Origin of the sequence: Agitococcus lubricus, from assembly GCF_003051055.1 — a bacterium.
GTDB classification, from domain to species: Bacteria; Pseudomonadota; Gammaproteobacteria; order Pseudomonadales; family Moraxellaceae; genus Agitococcus; species Agitococcus lubricus.
On sequence record NZ_QAON01000021.1, the window covers coordinates 21,151 to 37,845 of the forward strand.

The window sequence follows — 16,695 nt, forward strand, 5'->3', positions numbered from 1 at the left end:
TTACTCCGTATTGGCATTAAAAAATCGACTCTAGTCTCCTCTCTTGTGAATAATATGTTCTTTCTTTGCTTTTTACATGATTCAAAACTCTATTATATATTTCCAGATAGTAGATTTTTCTCATATAAACATAAAAACAAAAATAACTTGCGATATTGCATATTTTCTTCATAATTCAGCTTTATTAGCAAACACCATAGAGAATATCTACTATGCTGATTGAATTCCGTGTCAAAAACTTCCGTAGCTTACGTGATGAGCAAGTCCTCAGCTTGGTCGCTTCTACAGATACCACACAACAAGAGACACATACTTTTGCTACAGGTTTGAAAGCTGCACCACAGATACTCAAAAGTGCCGTCGTTTATGGTGCAAATGCCAGTGGCAAATCAAACCTGATTAAAGCCCTACAATTCTTGCGTAGCTTAGTAATTGAATCAGCAACCCTACAGCCACATCAAACGTTTGAGCATCTGCAAACCTTTAAACTCAATGCCACATCCGCACTTGAAGCCACAGAGTTTGAGTTAACTTTTTTATTCGCAGGTATTCGCTATCAATACGCTGCTGCATTAACTCCGCAACGTATCATCCGTGAACAATTATTGGTTTATAAAGCATTCAAACCACAACGTTGGTTTGAACGCCAATTTGATGCACAACAAGGTAAAGACATCTATGAATTTGGCTCAGGTTTAAAAGGAGCTAAACATGTTTGGGAAGGTGCAACTCGTGCCAATGCCCTATTTTTATCAACGGCTGTTCAACTCAATAGTGAAGCCTTACGTCCCATTTACGATTGGTTTGTGCATCAATTAATCATTTTTAATGAGCATAGCCAATTATCTCCACAGCACTCTGTACAAATGCTCAAACAAGATAAGTCAAGATTGGCTATTCGGGATTTTTTACGTGCCGCTGATATGAGTATCAGTGATATAGAAGTGATTAGTAAACAGGCGATGTTACATAGCATCCAATTTGATTTGGCAACAGGTAAACGAGAAGAAAGTATTGGTGAGCATACTGTTGAAGAAGTGAAGTTTCATCATGTCACTGAACAGGGACAAGCTACTTTTGATTTGGTAGATGAGTCAAATGGAACACGCAATTTATTATTCTTGGCTGGCCCTGTTTTAGATATTTTAGCCAAAGGTTTAACTCTAGTCATTGATGAATTAGATACCAGCCTGCATACCCTCTTAGTGCAAGCTCTAGTTCGATTATTTCATCGACCTGATATTAATCTTCATGGCGCACAATTGATTTTTACCACTCATGATACTTCCCTACTGGATGCTTACGGTCTGTTTAGACGTGACCAAGTCTGGTTTATGGAAAAGAAACCTGACCAAAGCTCTGAGCTGTATAGCTTGCTCGATTTTAGCCCTCGTAAAAATGAAGCAATTGAGCGAGGCTACTTACAAGGGCGATATGGTGCATTACCCTTCTTAAATGAGCAAGGTTTAGGGAGACCTCACTAATGGGGCGTGACAATCAAGCCAAACACAGACAACTTGCACGTCAAACTCGCAAAGAGTGTTTGAGGGCGAGCTATGACCGCATTTTGATTGTGTCCGAAGGTAGCAAAACCGAACCTCTCTACTTTGAAGAAATTCGTGCTGCCTACCAGTTACATTCAGCAAATGTGGCTGTACACCCCAGCCAATTAGGAACAGCACCCATTCAAGTTGTACAATATGCAAAACAGCTCTTTGAAAACGGTGATCTTCATAAGGGGATTCGTCCCCGAAGTTTTGAACAAATTTATGCCGTTTTTGACCGTGATGATCATGATAGTTATTTTCATGCCTTACAAATTGCTGAGTCACTCAATGGCAAATTAATCAATGATGCAGGACAGACTGTCCATTTTAATGCGATTACGTCGATTCCTAGCTTTGAATTATGGCTACTATTGCACTTTGAAAATATTCAAGCCCCAATTCATCGTGACACTGTTCTACAACGTTTAAAACAATATATGCCCAATTATGACAAAGGCACAGGCGGCAGTTTTGCACTGACACGCACATTACTCTTTACCGCCACAGAACGCGCTAATAAACTAGCCGAAACATTCACTGCTTATACAGACCCTGAACCCTATACCGCGATTGGCTCTTTAGTAACCAGACTTGTGACTTTACGCAACACTTGATGAGGCCATTCGATAAAAAGCCGAATCGTTATTGAATGGCGGCTGTTTAACTCCCTTTAAAATCAAAATATTTATGTCATGTACAGAGATAAAACTCTTAGCGAATCACTGCATTTTGTTTTTTATAATGCTCCACTAAGAGCCGTCTTTTTTCGTCGGCTTTTATCTTACCGTCAATAATGCCAGCAATCACCGTCTCATCATATTGAGAAACCACAATTCCTTCCATACGCAAACAACCCGCAACCTGAGAAACCTTAAAAATGGTTTGCGGATTGTCACTCATTCTATTGCCTTTGATTTGATAATATTTTAATGCTAATAACAAGATAACAGATAAGCGTAAAATAGCGATACCAACGTCTACAATCTCTTAAATCTTAAAAGGTAAACATCAGGTAATCCTCCGATTTTTTAATCCAATACTATTCACTCCGTTTGCCAAACAACGTCAAACCAACCAACATCGCTAAAATTAAGATTAACGCAATCACCTTACCTAAAGAAGGAAACATAATCGCAGGCCAAATCAGACCACGTCCCATGTTATAAAAAAAGCCTTTGTAATCATATTGCCCCCAAATAGAACCATACAAGCCAAATAAAATAGCAATTCCCACATAGGCAGTTATTAACGTCTGTTTAAGTTTCATATTTTTTCCTTTAATCATTTATCAGGCTTAACGCGATAGATTAGGCTTTACAACTCATCGCCGCAGATTCCATCTGGTTGAGAAAATCAGGGGGAACATAACCTTCATTCATTTTTTCTAATTGTTCCTCAGAGTAGTGATCAACTAACTCTTCATAGGCACACTCACATTGCTCTTTCATCGATTCGTGAGCCACACATCCCATCATAAAGGCGCGCTCTGCGTTGCTCGTACAACCTGTAGTAAAAATGAGAATGGTTATCCCCCCAAGGATTCCCTGTCTAAATGCCATGGCACGACTCCTAATATCTGAAATTATTCTGAAATGGGATTATTCCAAATAAGGATAACACTGTCAACTTTATTACTCAGTAATGAGGTTTATGGTGAAAACGATTTATCAAGAAAGTTATCAAGCTTTTATTAAACAATTGGTTTTAGCAAGAAAGGCATCTGGTTTAACTCAAATGCAAGTTGCTGAAAAACTTGCTAAACCTCAATCGTATATTGCAAAAGTCGAAGGAGCCGACCGTAAATTGGATGTGATGGAGTTTGTCGAGTTGTGTGAAGCCATTCATCAAAATCCGAGTGAATTGATTAAACTACTCAAGCCCTGATACCCAAGACCTAAATAACCCAACAAGTGACAATCTATGTCGCCTTATGGGCTATTTAAGCTAGAAAATAGATAAAAGCTACTCTAAGGTTATTGATTATTTAATAGACACTTTGGGTGCTGAGATGATGTCAACATGGACTAAAATCGAGCCTGCGCGTAATTGTTACCGCTTTTATGCGATTTCATTGGCTAGTGATTTGTTTAATGCGTATGTTGTGTCGTGTGAATGGGGGCGTATTGGTGCTAAAAAGTATCGGCGTAAGGTAGAGGTATTTAACTCAATTGATGAGGCAATGGCTCAGATAAAACGTATTGAGTCATTGCGTATCAAACATCAGTATCATGCTGATGACCATTTCGGGAGACTATAAATCACCGACTTTTTAATTTATTCCCCACACACTAAATCAGTACACCTCTTCAACGCATCATCCTCCCTTTTTCTTGGTATTAAAAGGGGATTTAATTTCTTCCAAATCCATATCCGCAATAATTGGCAAACTACGCCACAATTCACTGTCAGTCGCGTTTCCCCATCTATCATTAGGAATAGAAACATGAGCCGTTGACTCTGCCCAAAAAATAGATCCTCTAGCCGTCATCACTTCTGCACATAAATGACTTTTTTTAATAGTTATATTGACATCACCTTGCCAAAAACTCACGCCTTTTAACTTATACAATTCGCGTAATGCCAATTTATTTTCATCACTGCACGCTGCTATAGCATCTTTCTTAAAAACCAATTTAACAGGGTGACCATCAGCAAGCCATTTATGAAGCCATAACGACAACGATGATTGTGCAATATTCCACTGGCTAGAATGACCATTAATAAACAGTTTTAGTTCTTGCACATCTGGCAAATGAAACTCCCGACTAATGGCATGCAGCAAAGAATCTTGCTCTAGTAAGGTCTTTGGCGAAAAATAACTCCCCCCCAAATGCCACCATCTTTCAGTCCATTCATATTTGATATACTGTAGAGCCTGTGGTCGATTCATATCTAGTGTCCTAAATCGTAAATCAAAATGTTGTAAACAAGCTGGACAAGAAGATTCACAATTTAATGGGCAATTAAGAGCCTCTAGCGTGAAATGAAATAGTTCTTTAATTCGATGTTCTAAACTAGAAACATAGCCTGATGCGTTTATATCATAGAGAACAATCACATAGCCCTTTTGACTATTATCCTGAACCCATTTGACCTCACACCCCAACTCCCTGACTTCAATACCTAAAATACCAGCCGCCGCGTTTCTCATAGCAACAGCCAGTGTAAAGGCTATGGTTTTATCGACAATAGGTGAATTTTTAACCAACAGAAAAAACTCTAGTACATCTGTCAAATACTGATGGCCAAAGCGTAAACTGGGTACAATCGAAAAATCATTTTCAGTGGCTTCACAAATAGCATGCTCCCTACCCTGAGTACCCCTCAGCCGTATATGACGCGTTGCAAATTCGACAGGTATTTTCCCATCTTGAGTCATTTCCTCTGCTCTACCACATGAGAGGCAAACGGCATAGCCTTGCTTATGAGAGCCTGATGTATAATGAAAAACATGTCCCTTATCACTCACTCGATAAAAGCCCCACTCTGCTGTACTTAATTGTTCCCATTCACCCGTAGCACTAATCAAAGGACTTTCTGGCGGCACAAAACGTTGCATCGTTAAATCATTGTGTGGCTTGGCAAAAATATCTACCGCAAAACCTGCTGGATCTAAATAATAAAAATGTGTCAACTGATTGTTATAACCATAATCATATAAACGTTCCCCACAATGTGTGCATTCGTTAACTATAACGCCTGTTGGTAAGTTGATTGACGAACCACAACATTCACACAACCAAACATGACGGATATTTTGAATTTCTGATACATCTTGTTTAGAGCTAGGCTCATGCCAATTCAATGTAATACCTTCAGACTGATAAACAAGACCATCTATCACAACTTTAGCACTTGGTGCATATTCAACTAATCCTGTACTCAAATCACGACTTGGTAGCTCTCGATTAAACTCATAACGTAATTTTTGGTATTTAGACAACACGCTCAAGTTTAAGGTTTCAAAGTTAACAACATGCGTAGGGAAACCATAAGCAGGTAAAAATCCTTCTTTTAACATGACGGTCAGCAAATACTCCTTAACAAGTCTTTGTTCTTGAATCTTCATGCTTTTTAATATAGGGTTATTTTCATCACAATGTCTAAGATATTTGTCTAATTGCGCATGAATTACCTCATAACCTACAAACCATTTTTTCACGAAATCCTGATATAGCTGACTCGTTGTCTCAATATGCTTCTTAACATCTCCTTCTTCAAAACACGTTTTATGGAGTAACTGTTTTAATCCTTGTGTTATTTCGTTATTTGTATTTACACTCAAGTCTAATAACCATTTCAGAAAATCATTTGAGGGTGAAGTCTCTTTTGGCAACATCCACCAGCCTATGTTCAGATTCAGTAAATCATCAGTTATTGTTTGATATTCTTGAAGGAATAACGACAACAAATACGAATGAATATGCCGTTGTACTAGCACTTCACTATTTAATGAAACGCGAGGTGCAGACATCGGGGTTCTAAATGGCCAAAGTGGATTATTAAATACGAACTGATCATGAGGCGTATTTTTGCAGACCGTCAATACCACCGAACGAGTCTCACCCCGACGACCTGCCCGTCCTGCACGCTGTAAATAATTAGCAGGATGTGGAGGCACATTATTCATGCTAACAACAGAAATTCCACCAATATCCACCCCCATCTCCATCGTTGTTGAGCAACTCATGATATTAATTTTACCTTGTCGAAAACCTCCCTCGTACTTGCGTAATTGCTCAGATGTTTGTTGTGCTGAATGTTCTACGGCACGACAATAAGGCATACCAAGTATCACTTGATCGTGTAAATCATGCCAATAGCCCTCATCACGTAAAGATGCAACTTGATGATTGTTTTTCAACCATTCTTTTATCCGGTATAAACGCTCATCCTCGGCTAAAAATTGCCATTGAGAATCCAATGATGGCATCACTATCGGCAGACATGTCAATGGGTCATTATGTTTGGGATATTTTGGTGTTAAGGGGGTGACTTCTTTTAAAGTGACATCCAAGATTTGTTTGGTCACAGGGCAAAGCCAAGTCTGTTTGGGAATAATAAACGCCAAGTCCTCTGGGTCAAGCACCCAAGTTTCATCCTGCTTTTGCAGTAATCCTACCTGTGTTAGCTCATCAAATGCCAACATGAATAATTGATTAATCGCATCACGATCACCCTCTGTGTAAACATTGGCATTTAATGCTTTAATCAATAAACGAACCAATTTGGAGTTCGTCATGCCCATATTCGCTCTAGGCCAAAGTACATTTTTTTTAGAGTATTTTGGCACAACATTAGGAGTTATCAGCACTTTACAAGGAATACGATTACCACTCCAACTTGACCATTCATTAGGCATCCTCAGTATCAAATAGTGTCGTATAAAAAAATCTAGCACAATTTTTAAGAAGCTACGCCACTCTGATACATCCATCAACAAATGATGACTTGAAAAATCAGGGGCTTTTTGAATACGCTGTAATTTGGGATAGACGATTGACACTAAACCCAAAGTTTCTAAGTTATCCTGAATATAAGGTCGTCGGGCAAATTCACGTAGCAGCATGATTTTTGCTAATGCCGCCGCCCCCTCTTCGTCATTAAAAAACTCTGGATTCTTTTCTTGATAAACAGGTAGGATTTGCTCACGCAATACTGGTTGAGACTTCAACCAAGAAACCATGTGTTTAAACGAAACTGCTTGTGGTTGCTCTAATTTCTGTAATTCGTTTTCTTGAGTCTTAATTAATCCTCTAATCATTGGTTTTATTGCTTCGGGTGTTGTTGCATAACGCTGTTGCAGATTTTCTAACTGATACAATATTTTTTGTTTAGCATCTGCGGAGTCTGGTTTAACCTCGCTCAATAATCTGCGATAGACCTGAGATTGTAACCAGTGTCGTTCTGAGTCTTGTTGGTATTTCAGCGCAATTCGTGCTGTCCCCTGACGACTATCGGTAAAAGTAATTAATCTTTTACCTTGATAAGGAAGCAATGGTTGTACATGATCTCTACCTATGTAATCAGGACAATATTTTAATAACACAGGTAGAATAATTTCCTGAAAAAAAGGTGCTCCCAAGTGTAATGCTCTAAATAAAGGTTTTTCTGGTGAATGTACCGCATTACAACAACGACAGCTAAACTCACTCTTAGACGCGTTAGATGGTAAACTGATATTTAAAGATACTGTGCTGGCAAATTCTCGCCCATATTTTTTAAAACTTTCCGCTTCAAAAAACGTAATTTTTGTCCCCAACATATCAGGCTGCAAAATCAACAAAGGCAACCATTCACTTTTATGATGTCTTCCTGCCATATCAACATCAGGTTCAATCTGTTCGGCCTCTGCATTAAAATCATCAACCGCAGCAATCACAGGACTTACCAAATAGTAGCGTTGCTCCTCCTTCCAATTAGCCCAAAGGTAAACGGCATGACAACGGCTACAAGGCCGTATTTCATAAACAGGGCTACGACATAGGCATTCGGGACGCGCATCAAAATAGACTTTGCCAAATGGCCAATCTTTATGTTCAAGGGACAAACCCCTTTTATAAGAGCAATGAGGATTACTACATGCCCATAAACCACTCAAAACATTATGAAATACATGTAATCGTAACGGTAGAAATGATTCACCTTGTTTGCTTTTAGCACGGGATAAAAGATCTAACCACTGTAGAACGTCTTGATGCGAAAATCGACAATCAAACTTTTCTTCTAATACTGACATTAATGAAGATAAACGTTGTGGCGTTTGACCTTGCAATGAAACAAACTGAGCACGGATTTCACAGGCAATTAGGTTCGCACACAGCGCATTGTATAAACGCCCACTGACATGCGAGTCAACTTTAACAAGCTCATCATAGCTGGCATCTACAAATTGTTTATTACCATTGACGAGTTTAGGAATAGATCGTTTTCCTGTAACGACATGCACTCGCTCTAACGGCAATCCTGAGACCGAAGCTAAAAATCGCTTTAATTGCTTTTCTGAATCATGCCCACCTAATGTTGCCGATGTTGCCACAAAATGCACATCTTCTGATTGAACACCAAAAGCCAGCATGACACGACGTAATAAGAGTGCCAATTCCGCTGCTTTAGAGCCAATGTAAGAATGGGCTTCATCCAAAATAATCCATTTTAACTTACCTTGTGAGGCTTGAATGATTGGCGCATCCTCATGACGAACCAGTAGATACTCCAACATTGTTGCATTTGTCACAAGAATGGGGGATGGTGATTTCCTTAGTGACTGACGGTCAAGCACTTGATTCATTGCCTCCCGATGTTGCCACTGAGGAACACTTAAAGGTGTCGTGCCGTTGTAAAGGCAAAAGCGAACTTTGTTGCCAAAATTCGTTGTCCACGCATTAAGTCTGTCACGCTGACTGGCAATCAAGGCGTTTAGGGGATAAATCATCAATGCTCGAACACCGACTAAAGGTTTATCGCTACACTGTGACTCTCGAACTAAATCGTCTAATACAGGAACTAAAAAGCATTCCGTTTTACCAGAACCTGTACCACTCGTGACTACTAATGATTGTGGTGGCTGTTGTGAAAGTAATGACCAAGCATCATGCTGATGTTGGTACGGATAATATTCTTTAGCAAATCGATATTCGTTCTTAGTATCTCCTTCGGGAGCATCCATCGCATCAATCAACTGTGGTGATAAGAGACCACCTGATAATGCTTGCATCGTTTCTGAATGAGTCTGCCAGCCGAATGTTGGCTCAAAAACAGGATCACCTAATAATGCGCCTTTCGCGCCCAATTGTGTGGACAACGTATTTCGTAGGTAAGCAGCCAATGGTTTATTTTGGATGTGCAAACGACGAATCGTCGCCTGCACTGTTTTCTCTGCCAATTCTGGTAAGAGTTGTGAAAAATAGGTATTTTCCATGATCAACTATGCCCTGTTTAATTCATCATGAAAATCCAACACTAAAGCAATTTTGCCCCCTTGGTTAAAGGCTAACTGAAACCAAATAGGATTAAATTTCAATAATTGTTGAATACAACCTTGTCGTTCAGGATGCTGAGACCACCACCTCATTGGTACAGGACTCATACTCCATAAACCTAAAAGTACGGGAAGATTTACCACAGTACATTTATAGTCATGAAACAATGGCCAAAATAGGGTTTCACGTGGGTTATGATTCGATGTATCTAAAACATGCTGAATATTGTTAGGTGACTTTTTATAAAAGGCACTCAATGCTTTGGTAAATAGCTTTGAGCTTGGCCATAATTCAACAGAACTGTGTGTTCTAAGCAGTTTAGTTTGAAGTAATGAGTCTTCACCCTGCCACAAATTCTCAACCAAACTATAAGCATTTTTTGATTTAGCTAATGCTACCTGCATGACAGGTTCTGGTAACTCACCCCACATTTGATACTCAACCCATGCCATCATGGTAGTCAGTGATGGCATAGTTTTAACAATGAGTTCAATACGCTGTTTTATGTACAGGCGAACCATGTCTTGTGCATCGCTACCGCCTAACAAATCTATCAAAAATTTCTGGCAAGCGTTAACAGCATTAAGCCAATCGCTATAGTCAATTATTTCAACTGAAAAATTATATTTAACCAGCTGACCTAAAAACAAAAACTCATTTTCCAGTCTAAATAAAGCTACCGCGATTAGAGCTTGATGTTGTAAGAGCTGTGGCCATAAACTGCTATCATTTGACAATAACATCAATTCTATTTCTGACCACAATGGATGGTGAAAGTTGGCTGCCAAATCAGACAGCAACTCCGTAGAACTATTATGAGCCATGGCTCATTACATCCACAGTACGCTTAGCTAACCACTCGATAATGTCATTGTAAAAATATCCAGCACAGCGTTTACCTAACTTTATCTTTTTGGGAAATGTAGGGTCAAAACGTGGTGATTTGGGATCTTCCCAATCAGCACGGGTGGAATCTGGAATGCCCGTTAACTCACGAAATTGCTTAGCGCGAATTATATTTGGAGTTAGCTTTGTCATTTTGAGCTCCTTAGCTTCGTTAAACATCAGTTAATTAACTATAAGGAACTACAAAAAAAAATTCATCGCTTAGGAAATTTTGCGCAAAATTCTTAGACATTAGCAATAAAAATCAAATAGATAAACTTAAACCAGTATCAAAAGGCAAATTATTTTTTTGCAGATCTTCTAGGGTTGTGAAAAGGGGCAAAGTCAGGCGTAATGAGTTTTTGAGCAGTCTTTAAAAGTTTGACATCTCGTGCTATCAAAGAGCGTCTTACTTGCATCCATGCTTCCACATCTAGGTCAAAACGGACTTGGTCATCTCGTTGAAAGTTTATAGTTTCACAAAGACTACCCCAAGCTTCCCATAATTCCTGAAGCATTCGCGCTCTATAGACAAAATCGTTTCGGACAATTGGATTTTGGATAGGATCAGGCAGAATCATCCGAGCCGCACTTTTGGCATTAATTGAGAAAAAGTGAAAATTTTCCTGTAAATAGGCTGCAACAAGATCAAGCTTTGAATATTTTAGAGCACGAATAGGATTAAAATCTCCCCATAATGCGAAAGCAGCCTGATCAAGATCAACTAAAAGTGATGACTTACTTTTACTTAAAACATACTCTTCAAGGCTCTCTGGCCTGACAGCCATTCTTTTAGACTCCGAATCCACAAGTAACTTCAACTCTTCAGCAGTCACAAAAAGCATATCCTGACGAATATATTGTAATACTCCAACTTTCGAAATATTAATATTGCCAGCAGTTAGAAGCCCATTTCTAGCTAATAAATGGAAGTTGTGAAGTTGTTTTAAGTCACTCATTGTGTGGACTGGAGGCTCCCTATGAACAACACGATCATTCAGCAATAAATAGCCACTTGGAAATATGTAGTTTTCAGTAAATCCTTGAGCCTGAATTTTTTTGCAATCATCCCTCCCAACGACTAAATAATGCACCAAATCCAAATGTAACATTTGAAATTTCGCAAAAACAGTTGGTAGTTTATCTGTATTAATTAGATTAATTGTCGCAGAACTCCCAGGAACAGTTCTAGGATCTACTGGAAAACACAACTTAATCTTTCCAATTACGGCATATTGAAGAAGCTGATCAGGCCTTATTCCAATATGTATTGCCCCATCACGTAGAGGATAAATCAGTTTCAATGGCGTAGAATCAAAAATTGATTGATTAATATCTGGTGAAAATTCACCACTTTTATTGATTCCAGTGTTTTTCTCCTGATCCCCCCAAATATATTTCTTGCGCCAATTACGAATAGATTGGCTAGTGACATTATATTTCTGTGACATTTCAGTCGAGCTTAGCTGTTTGTTTGCTGGATCAAAACAAATGTCTCTTATTTCATCATCAGTATAATGCTTAGAATTTTTCTTTGGCTCAACAGACATAATCCGCTCCCACAAAACAATCAACTTCGCTTAATATAGTATCCACTTCATTATAAAACAGCTAAACCTACTAGCTCATAATTGTTGCATAAAACTTACGCTATCCTACCATCTAAACTATTCCTCATCGCATTACGACCAGAACTGCGCCATAATTGCGCCACTTTCACATCAAAACTGCGCCATATAAAATGCTCACACATAACTAAGCATATTTTTCTAAAAAAATTAGTAATTCATTTATCATGTTTTTCGAACTAAAAACATGACATATAATAAACTCATTCCCTTCGCCAACTAACTCAAGCTCAGTAACACTTTAAGCCCACAAAACACAAACCATCAAAAAAGCAATATATAAATTGCTTTTGTAGAAAAGTCACACTACTATTATTTCATCATCAAAAAAAGCAACTTATTTGTTGACAAGTCTATGAAAACTTTACTGCAACAACTCAAAGAACGCCGTCTTGAAGTGGGCTTTAAACAAAACGATATGCTGTTGCGTGTGGGTATGTCACGTCAACAATATCAACATCTAGAATCCAAAGGAAATCCTCGATTAGATACCCTTGAGTTGCTTGCTAAAGGGCTGAATAGTGAATTGATGCTCATTCCTAAAGAAAAGCTCACGGCAGTTTTAGCCATACTTGAGCAATCACCGCATCATAAACCTACAGATAATCACGTCAATATTAAGAAGACGCTTAGTCATCAAACTTCCGAAGAGTCTAACGCTGGCAACACACTTGCAGATAATCCTTGGCAATTTTTGTTTGGAGATAATGAGTGAGTGACAAGGTCAATATTCTTAAGCTTAGCTTACATGGCCAAGTGATTGCTTATTTAGTCGGTTTTCAACATGGCCGTAACACGCTCAGTTTCACAGAGGAATTTAAAACAAATCCACATCGGCCAACCTTGAGTTTAATTACCCACCCCACCTTTCCACACGTCAATAAACTCCTAGCAGAACCTTGGATACGGCATCAGCGTTTACATCCCATCTTGTCCAATCTTTTACCAGAAGGCGCATTACGAGAACTGATTGCCCAAGGACTTAAAATTCATATCGACCAAGAATTTCATTTATTTTCTTATTTAGGCCAAGACTTACCTGGTGCATTGATTGCCACACCCCTGACAACTGACGATTTACCAGAAAGTGTACTCGCTGATATTTTAGGAAAAAACTATCAACATACGCATATTGCTGGTTTTGAGCCTTTTTCTCAGCGTCATAAATTTTCTTTGGCAGGCGTACAAATGAAACTTTCGATGAAAGAAAAAGAAGGTCGTTACAACCTCAGTAAAGCAGATGACTTAGGTGATTGGATTATTAAAACGCCGTCAACTAAGCATAAAGATGTGCCACTCAACGAATATTGTGCTATGCAACTGGCATCACTAGTGGGCATTAATATTCCAGAGATTAAATTGGTTGATTTAGCCCAATTAGAAAACCTACCGCCCATTAATTTACCAAACGAAAGCCACGCCTTTGCTATCAAACGCTTTGACAGACATCAAAATAATCGTATTCACATGGAGGACTTTGCCCAAGTTTTTATTAAATATCCCCATGAAAAGTACAATGCCGTTAATTATGAACAAATTGGCCGAATCCTATATCAATTTTCGGGTGATGCGTTGAGCGATGTTCAGCAATTTGCAAGACGCTTACTGGTGAATATTTTATTGGCTAATGGGGATGCTCATCTCAAAAACTGGAGTTTATGGTATCCAGACCAAATCACCCCCCGTTTATCACCTGCTTACGATATTGTCACTACGCGTGTTTATTTTGGCAGTGAACAACATACCGCTTTAAACTTGGCAAAGACTAAAGACTGGTATCAACTGTCTTATGCTCATTTTGAAGCATGGTCAGAAAAATCAGGCATTCCTTGGCGTATTATCAAACCACATCTTGATGACGTGATGGATAAGGCTAAGACATTATGGAAAACAGCCATTGATGATTTACCCATGACTGACAGTCACAAACAAACACTCATCACCCATTGGCAAAACTTACATAAGGACTTTAGGATTGAATGGTAATCTATTAAAAACAGCATAGAACGTTATCGCATTTGATGTGCGATTTAGCCTTTACACCGTACGGACTCAGGATGTGCGTTGAGTAAACGTAACAATAACAGTGTCGCTTTATGTGGTTGAGTTTTACCACGCTCATATTCGGAAAAAGCACTAACTCCACCACCAAACAATTCGCCTGCTTCTCGCTGTGTCAAACCTAATTTTTTACGTGTTTCTCGAATAAGTGCTGCCTCTGCTACTGTCGTGTGCCGAACCAATGTGGCACATGATTCCGCATAACGGCCATTATCTTCAAGATATGCCGCACCGCAATCAGGACAATAGCAACCTTCAACCGCTTCCACTACAACATGTTGGTCTTTATAGGTAAATGTAAGGTTTCTGCTTTCATGCTGCATGTGGTCACTACCACAAGACACACACAATTTACTCATGATTTACTTCCCCTTAAATTGAATAACCACACGACTATCTGGCCACAAAGTCACTTTGACATACGCCAAACCATATTGCGTATGAACATGGTATATCACTCGCTGTATATCATCTGCTGGATTAGCATTTTCTAACACGGCACGGTCACGTTGTAATTCTGCCTGTAACTCGGCCTCGGAAGGTAAAAATGCACGATAACGACTAGCGAATACTTGGCCACAGCCTCGTTGCGCTCAGAACAAAGAATTAACCCTAATATCGGGTTATCGCCTTCGCCTCGGTATTGCTCCTCAAAGATACGAACATACATATCCATCTGACCAACATCTTGATGCGTAAGTTTACCCACCTTTAGGTCAACCAATAAAAAGCACTTGAGCAAATAATTGTAAAAAACCAAATCGACAAAAAAATCATCGCCCTCAACACGTAAGTGTTTTTGCCGCGCGACAAAAGCAAAGCCTTTACCTAGTTCCAGCAAAAAGGACTGTAATTGCTCGATTAAGTTGGTTTCTAACAGCACGCGTAAGATGCAAGCACCCTACAGCAAAATAAACGAAACTCAGTAATCACTGAATCCCAAAACTGCCCCATAATCGGCTGGGTGCTTATGTGTTTGATATAGCCAATGAATAACTTTAACTATGAGTCGCTTCACGCTCTAGCGCAATTTGTACCCATTGATTAAGACTCATACCTGCGGCTGTTGCAGCGGCTGCAATACGCTCATGTAAAGACGGAGGTACACGAGTAATAAACTTTCCTGAAAAATTCTTGTATGGCTCTAAACCTTGCTCTTGGCAAACTTCTAAAAAGGTTTTAAGTGATGCTTCACCTTCTTTGTGTAGCCCATCCACACTATCAGCGTAAAAATCTGCACCACCATTTAAGCCAACAAACTCGCCTCTAAATAAGCCAACATCAGGGTCAAAGCTAATCACAGCAATATGACTGTTAATCATCATTTGATTGTTCATCATCTGTTTGCTCCTTAATAGATTCAGGGGTGGTGTCATTGATTTCTAACCAACGGCGAATACTAGCTACAGCTCCTTTGTCAGTATTCGGCGATGGATGCGGACGGTGATAGACCTGCACTTGTCCAAACAAAATGACAGCAACTCGTGAACCTTCACACTCTTCTATGGTTGCACCCAATGCTTTAAACAGGGCTTCTACATCTCGCCATTGCACATTGCTTGATACTGGACGCGCAAAGATAGCGGCGAGAGTTTTAATATGTTTACGCTTCATCGCTTTTCTTTTATTATGGCCATCATCAACATGATAGTATCAAAAAAAGATACTATGTCAATATTTAAAGTATGAATTAAATATAGGCATAATTCCGAAATAGACGCATAACTCTTTTTCATAAAAAGTCGCATTCGGCTGAGCACCAATAAACTCAATGATATAAGGGTCATGAATAAAATCGCGAGGATCGTTTGGTGCATGCTGATTAATCAGCGTAACTGCTTCTGCTCTTACGGCTGACTGGTCTTGGCTTGATAACAGGCGTTCATAAAAAAGTGTGCTGATTTGACGATCCAAAGCACGCGCACTCCAGCCTTACTGTGACATCGACAAATTTTCTTTGGATATAACTGTGCCATGCAAGCCTATTCAGCAAGTTTTACATTCGCCTCAAAACGAGGTCTTGGCACATGATTTTTTGCAATTGTAAGCTCGGGGTCTGTGGCTGTACAGTAAAAAGTTGATTCAAAGATGGTTTAAATAAAGACCCCTGCTTCTGAATTTAACGCCAATGTGAATGATTTTGTGCTACGATAGTACAAAGAAATCTAAAGCTCTTTTTGAACAAAAATTTTGGCTGTTTTGGTTACGGTAACAGGCACAGTAACTGTATTTTGTAACAAAATAAAACATAGTAATTTCAATAAATTAGAGGGCATTTCGATTGTCGCCATCTCCACCAATTAAACCCTTGAAAAGCCTAGAAAAATCTAGGCTTTTTTATTTTATGATGTGCGTATGAGTGCCTATGAGTGTCTGAGTAATGACACGCAAATGACACGCAAATTTAGTCGCTGTCCAAGCATTGCTGCCCTTACCCGTACCCATTTCTCCACGCCCTTTGAGAACGTGGATTCCTGAAGCGGCTCAAAACAATTCAATCGGACTTGGGTCAATGTAACTATCAAAGGCAGGGATACTGACTTCACCTTGCAATGAAAATAGCACCCGAATCCCATCAGACAACAGCCACGG

General features: G+C 39.2%; 19 protein-coding genes. 6 read left to right on the plus strand and 13 right to left on the minus strand.

Annotated features, from left to right (window positions below; translation table 11 throughout):
• Positions 1-212 precede the first annotated feature (212 nt).
• Both C8N29_RS14850 and C8N29_RS14855 read left to right on the plus strand, forming a co-directional pair.
• Positions 213-1,484, plus strand: a complete 1,272-nt coding sequence (locus tag C8N29_RS14850) for an AAA family ATPase (protein WP_107866859.1) — start codon at positions 213-215, stop codon at positions 1,482-1,484.
• Positions 1,484-2,161 (plus strand): RloB family protein, encoded by a 678-nt coding sequence (locus C8N29_RS14855; protein ID WP_107866860.1) that lies wholly within the window; start codon positions 1,484-1,486, stop codon positions 2,159-2,161. The genes C8N29_RS14850 and C8N29_RS14855 overlap by 1 nt, the downstream gene beginning before the upstream one ends.
• A 97-nt stretch (positions 2,162-2,258) precedes the next feature.
• Here the strand turns inward: C8N29_RS14855 and C8N29_RS14860 are convergent, their stop codons facing one another.
• From C8N29_RS14860 to C8N29_RS14870, 3 genes are all read right to left on the minus strand, one after another.
• On the minus strand, positions 2,259-2,447 hold the full coding sequence (locus tag C8N29_RS14860; protein WP_107866861.1) for a hypothetical protein: 189 nt from the start codon (positions 2,445-2,447) through the stop codon (positions 2,259-2,261).
• 139 nt (positions 2,448-2,586) lie between these two features.
• Positions 2,587-2,814, minus strand: coding sequence for a hypothetical protein (locus C8N29_RS14865; RefSeq protein ID WP_107866873.1), 228 nt, complete (start codon positions 2,812-2,814; stop codon positions 2,587-2,589).
• Between the two features lie 40 nt (positions 2,815-2,854).
• Complete coding sequence (locus tag C8N29_RS14870) at positions 2,855-3,106, minus strand: hypothetical protein (protein ID WP_107866862.1); 252 nt, start codon at positions 3,104-3,106, stop codon at positions 2,855-2,857.
• Positions 3,107-3,197: 91 nt separating this feature from the next.
• On the opposite strand from C8N29_RS14870, the gene C8N29_RS14875 reads away from it, so the two are divergent.
• Both C8N29_RS14875 and C8N29_RS14880 read left to right on the plus strand, forming a co-directional pair.
• The gene (locus C8N29_RS14875; protein ID WP_239987186.1) at positions 3,198-3,431 is read left to right on the plus strand and encodes a helix-turn-helix domain-containing protein; all 234 of its coding nucleotides are present in this window, start codon (positions 3,198-3,200) and stop codon (positions 3,429-3,431) included.
• Positions 3,432-3,555: 124 nt separating this feature from the next.
• Positions 3,556-3,804 carry a WGR domain-containing protein gene (locus C8N29_RS14880; RefSeq protein WP_107866864.1) on the plus strand — a complete coding sequence of 83 codons (249 nt, stop codon included), beginning with the start codon at positions 3,556-3,558 and terminating at the stop codon, positions 3,802-3,804.
• A gap of 57 nt (positions 3,805-3,861) precedes the next feature.
• On the opposite strand, the gene C8N29_RS14885 is transcribed toward C8N29_RS14880, so the two are convergent.
• The 4 genes from C8N29_RS14885 to C8N29_RS14900 all read right to left on the minus strand — a co-directional run bounded on the left by C8N29_RS14885 (position 3,862) and on the right by C8N29_RS14900 (position 11,964).
• Positions 3,862-9,468, minus strand: coding sequence for a DEAD/DEAH box helicase (locus C8N29_RS14885; RefSeq protein WP_107866865.1), 5,607 nt, complete (start codon positions 9,466-9,468; stop codon positions 3,862-3,864).
• Between the two features lie 6 nt (positions 9,469-9,474).
• Positions 9,475-10,353, minus strand: coding sequence for a hypothetical protein (locus tag C8N29_RS14890; RefSeq protein ID WP_107866866.1), 879 nt, complete (start codon positions 10,351-10,353; stop codon positions 9,475-9,477).
• The gene (locus C8N29_RS14895; protein WP_107866874.1) at positions 10,343-10,567 is read right to left on the minus strand and encodes a helix-turn-helix transcriptional regulator; all 225 of its coding nucleotides are present in this window, start codon (positions 10,565-10,567) and stop codon (positions 10,343-10,345) included. The genes C8N29_RS14890 and C8N29_RS14895 overlap by 11 nt, the downstream gene beginning before the upstream one ends.
• A gap of 149 nt (positions 10,568-10,716) precedes the next feature.
• The gene (locus C8N29_RS14900; protein WP_107866867.1) at positions 10,717-11,964 is read right to left on the minus strand and encodes a hypothetical protein; all 1,248 of its coding nucleotides are present in this window, start codon (positions 11,962-11,964) and stop codon (positions 10,717-10,719) included.
• A 433-nt stretch (positions 11,965-12,397) separates the two neighbouring features.
• Between C8N29_RS14900 and C8N29_RS14905 the strand changes: the two genes are divergently transcribed.
• Both C8N29_RS14905 and C8N29_RS14910 read left to right on the plus strand, forming a co-directional pair.
• Complete coding sequence (locus tag C8N29_RS14905) at positions 12,398-12,757, plus strand: helix-turn-helix domain-containing protein (protein ID WP_107866868.1); 360 nt, start codon at positions 12,398-12,400, stop codon at positions 12,755-12,757.
• A complete protein-coding gene (locus C8N29_RS14910) occupies positions 12,754-14,028 on the plus strand; it encodes a type II toxin-antitoxin system HipA family toxin (protein WP_107866869.1) in 1,275 nt (424 codons plus the stop codon). The genes C8N29_RS14905 and C8N29_RS14910 overlap by 4 nt, the downstream gene beginning before the upstream one ends.
• 44 nt (positions 14,029-14,072) lie before the next feature.
• On the opposite strand, the gene C8N29_RS14915 is transcribed toward C8N29_RS14910, so the two are convergent.
• The 6 genes from C8N29_RS14915 to C8N29_RS14935 form a co-directional block, all read right to left on the minus strand.
• Positions 14,073-14,462 (minus strand): type II TA system antitoxin MqsA family protein, encoded by a 390-nt coding sequence (locus C8N29_RS14915; protein ID WP_107866870.1) that lies wholly within the window; start codon positions 14,460-14,462, stop codon positions 14,073-14,075.
• A 3-nt stretch (positions 14,463-14,465) separates the two neighbouring features.
• A complete protein-coding gene (locus C8N29_RS17235) occupies positions 14,466-14,600 on the minus strand; it encodes a type II toxin-antitoxin system MqsR family toxin (protein ID WP_239987187.1) in 135 nt (44 codons plus the stop codon).
• Positions 14,594-14,986, minus strand: coding sequence for a PDDEXK nuclease domain-containing protein (locus C8N29_RS14920; protein WP_239987188.1), 393 nt, complete (start codon positions 14,984-14,986; stop codon positions 14,594-14,596). The genes C8N29_RS17235 and C8N29_RS14920 overlap by 7 nt, the downstream gene beginning before the upstream one ends.
• 115 nt (positions 14,987-15,101) lie before the next feature.
• Positions 15,102-15,443 (minus strand): type II toxin-antitoxin system HicB family antitoxin, encoded by a 342-nt coding sequence (locus C8N29_RS14925; RefSeq protein ID WP_239987189.1) that lies wholly within the window; start codon positions 15,441-15,443, stop codon positions 15,102-15,104.
• Positions 15,418-15,717, minus strand: coding sequence for a type II toxin-antitoxin system HicA family toxin (locus tag C8N29_RS14930; RefSeq protein WP_107866871.1), 300 nt, complete (start codon positions 15,715-15,717; stop codon positions 15,418-15,420). Before C8N29_RS14930 ends, C8N29_RS14925 begins: the two co-directional genes overlap by 26 nt.
• A gap of 57 nt (positions 15,718-15,774) precedes the next feature.
• Entirely contained in the window at positions 15,775-16,017 is a 243-nt protein-coding gene (locus C8N29_RS14935; RefSeq protein ID WP_107866872.1) for a YhcG family protein, read from the minus strand.
• Between the last annotated feature and the right edge of the window lie 678 nt (positions 16,018-16,695).